2 protein-coding genes and 1 pseudogene are annotated in these 2,366 nt (G+C 60.6%); all 3 read left to right on the top strand.

All coding sequences use genetic code 11. From position 1 onward, the window contains the following. Positions 1-190 precede the first annotated feature (190 nt). Positions 191-778: a YecA family protein gene (locus tag QMX93_RS30570; RefSeq protein ID WP_053118230.1), complete on the top strand. Its 588-nt coding sequence runs from the start codon at positions 191-193 to the stop codon at positions 776-778. A 10-nt stretch (positions 779-788) separates the two neighbouring features. Beyond that, on the top strand, positions 789-1,184 hold the full coding sequence (locus tag QMX93_RS30565) for a YbaN family protein (RefSeq protein WP_282359320.1): 396 nt from the start codon (positions 789-791) through the stop codon (positions 1,182-1,184). Between the two features lie 118 nt (positions 1,185-1,302). After that, positions 1,303-2,366: pseudogene (locus QMX93_RS30560) on the top strand (hypothetical protein); the annotation flags it as partial.

Below are 2,366 nucleotides of genomic sequence, written 5' to 3'. Positions count from 1 at the left end.
GTCCCCTGTAGGAGCTGCCGAAGGCTGCGATCTTTTGATGTGGTTTTTAAAAGATCAAAAGATCGCAGCCTTCGGCAGCTCCTACAGGGGATTAGGTTGTTCTGCCCGGCAAATCTGCCGTGCGGCTGGCTTGAGCGCGCAAGAAGGCCTAGAATTCCCGCATTGTTTATTCCCCCAAGGTAGCCCCGTAATGTCCTTCGCTGAGCAACTAACCCGCCTGCAAGTCTTCCTCGACGCCGACGAGCTGCACGACGAGGCGCTGGATTACGTGGCCGCTCACGGCTACCTGACCGCCCTGTCGATCTGCTCGGACGTTGTGCCGGATCGCGAGTGGATCGACGCGCTGTTCGCCGAAGAGCCGCACTACAGCGGTGAAGCCCAGCGCGAAGAAATCGAAGCCACGCTGATCGGCCTCAAGGCGCACATCGCCCGTCAACTGGCGTCGGATGAAGAATTCGAGCTGCCGTGCGAACTGGATCTGGGTGAAGATCCGGACGATTCCGAACTGCGCGGCTGGTGCATCGGCTTCATGGAAGGCGTGTTCCTGCGCGAAGCCGCCTGGTTCGAAACCGCTGAAGAAGAAGTCAGCGAAATGCTTCTGCCGATCATGGTCGGTTCGGGCCTGTTCGACGAACAGCCTGAGTTCGAAGACATCGCCAAAGACGCCAACCTGATGGACGACATGATCGTGCAGATCCCGGAAGCCCTGACCGCGCTGTACTTGCTGTGCCAGGCGCCAGACGAAAAACCGGCGATCCTCAAGCCACGTCACCACTAAGATCCGGCCTATGGACAACCCCATAGGCAACCGCTCCCTGATGCTGCGCTACATCCTGCTGGCCATCGGCTGGCTCAGCGTGGCATTGGGGGTGATCGGTATTTTCCTGCCTGTTCTCCCGACCACGCCTTTCCTGCTGCTGGCCGCCGCGTGCTTCGCCCGCAGTTCACCGCGTTTCTATCGTTGGCTGGTCGAGCATCCCCGGCTCGGGCCATGGATTCGCGACTATCTCGAAGGCAACGGCATTCCGCTCAAGGGCAAGGTCTACGCGATCGGGCTGATGTGGGCGAGCATTCTGTTCTCGTGTTATCTGGTGCCAATGCCGTGGGCGCGCGGGTTTATGTTGACCAGTGCGGTGTTGGTGACGGTTTATATTTTGCGACAGAAGACCCTTCCCAAGCACTGAGCCTTCCCGCTGACCGTTCGTCTTGAAACCACCCTACCCTGTCAGATCTGACAGGTGACGCCTCACCCGTTTCCAGCCATAAATCACTCCGTTGCCCCACCGCTCAACGGAGCCGTCCATGCTTACCCCCAACCTTCCCGACACCGACACATTGATCCTCGACCAACTCGATATCCCCGGTAAAACCGGGCCGGTGTCGGAGTCGCCAAAGGTCTGGGGCATCAATATTGCGGCGGCGTTGGGTAATTTCCCGCGTCAAGGCTTGCTCTGCCGCGCCGGGCCGTGGACACCAATGGAAATTGGGGATCAGATCAAGGTGTTCTGGAACAAGGATGTGGAGGTCCTGCAGAAAACCGTTGGCCCGGCGGACGTCAATACGACGCTGCAAATGTTCGTGCCTTCGGCGCGCATCCCGGAAGGCCGGGCCGTCGCATCCTATAGCGTCAAGCGCCTCGGCCAAGCCTGGGAGCCGTCCGAGGACATGCAGGTGCTGGTCAAACTCACCCGCCCCGGCGGTCATGACGACAACAACGATCCCGGCCACTCCAAGCTGATCATGCGCTTGCCGCAGGACATCCTCGACGGCGGCATTGATAAGGAAAACGTGGCCGCCGGTGTTCCGGTCGCCATCGAGTCGTATCCAGACATTGCTGCCGGTGATGTGATTCAAGTGAGTTGGGGCGGTGTGTTTGTGCTCAGCGCGCCACTGACTCAGGAGCACGCGGACGGCACAGTGCCGCTGGTGGTGCACGTCAGCGAGGCGGTCATTCGTGAGGCCGGGGATTCTGACGGGGTGGGTTTGTCCGTGGCCTTCGAGGTCTACGACAAGGTCGACAATCGCTCTGAGGACTGGAGCGCGGCACAACGGGTGGTGGTCGCGATTGATGCCAGCAGGCTGGAAGCGCCGATTCTCAAGGAAGCGCAAAGCAACGTGCTCGACATCGACCAACTGGGCGATGCCCCAGGCACGGCGCAGGTCTGGGTCACGACTGGCGGATCGTTCCAGCCCGGTGATACCCCGATCATCCGGGTCAAGGGCACGCCCGTGGAAGGTTTGCCGATCGATGTCGAGTTCACCGGCGAGCCGTTGACCAGCGTGCCCACCACCGCCGAAATCCCCATCGCCAACGCCGTGCTGCGGCAGATGGCCAAGTCCCAGATCGCCTTGTCCTATCGCCTGAA

The sequence above is a fragment of the Pseudomonas sp. PS01303 genome, from assembly GCF_029959385.1.
GTDB lineage: Bacteria > Pseudomonadota > Gammaproteobacteria > Pseudomonadales > Pseudomonadaceae > Aquipseudomonas > Aquipseudomonas rustica.
The sequence above is the reverse complement of the archived record's forward strand: the minus strand, read 5'-3'. Positions and strand labels throughout refer to the sequence as shown.

Bases quoted from the DNA above. Each gene is read 5' to 3' on its own strand.
- QMX93_RS30570 (WP_053118230.1), top strand. From the start codon at position 191: ATGTCCTTCGCTGAGCAACTAACCCGCCTGCAAGTCTTCCTCGACGCC.
- QMX93_RS30565 (WP_282359320.1), top strand. From the start codon at position 789: ATGGACAACCCCATAGGCAACCGCTCCCTGATGCTGCGCTACATCCTG.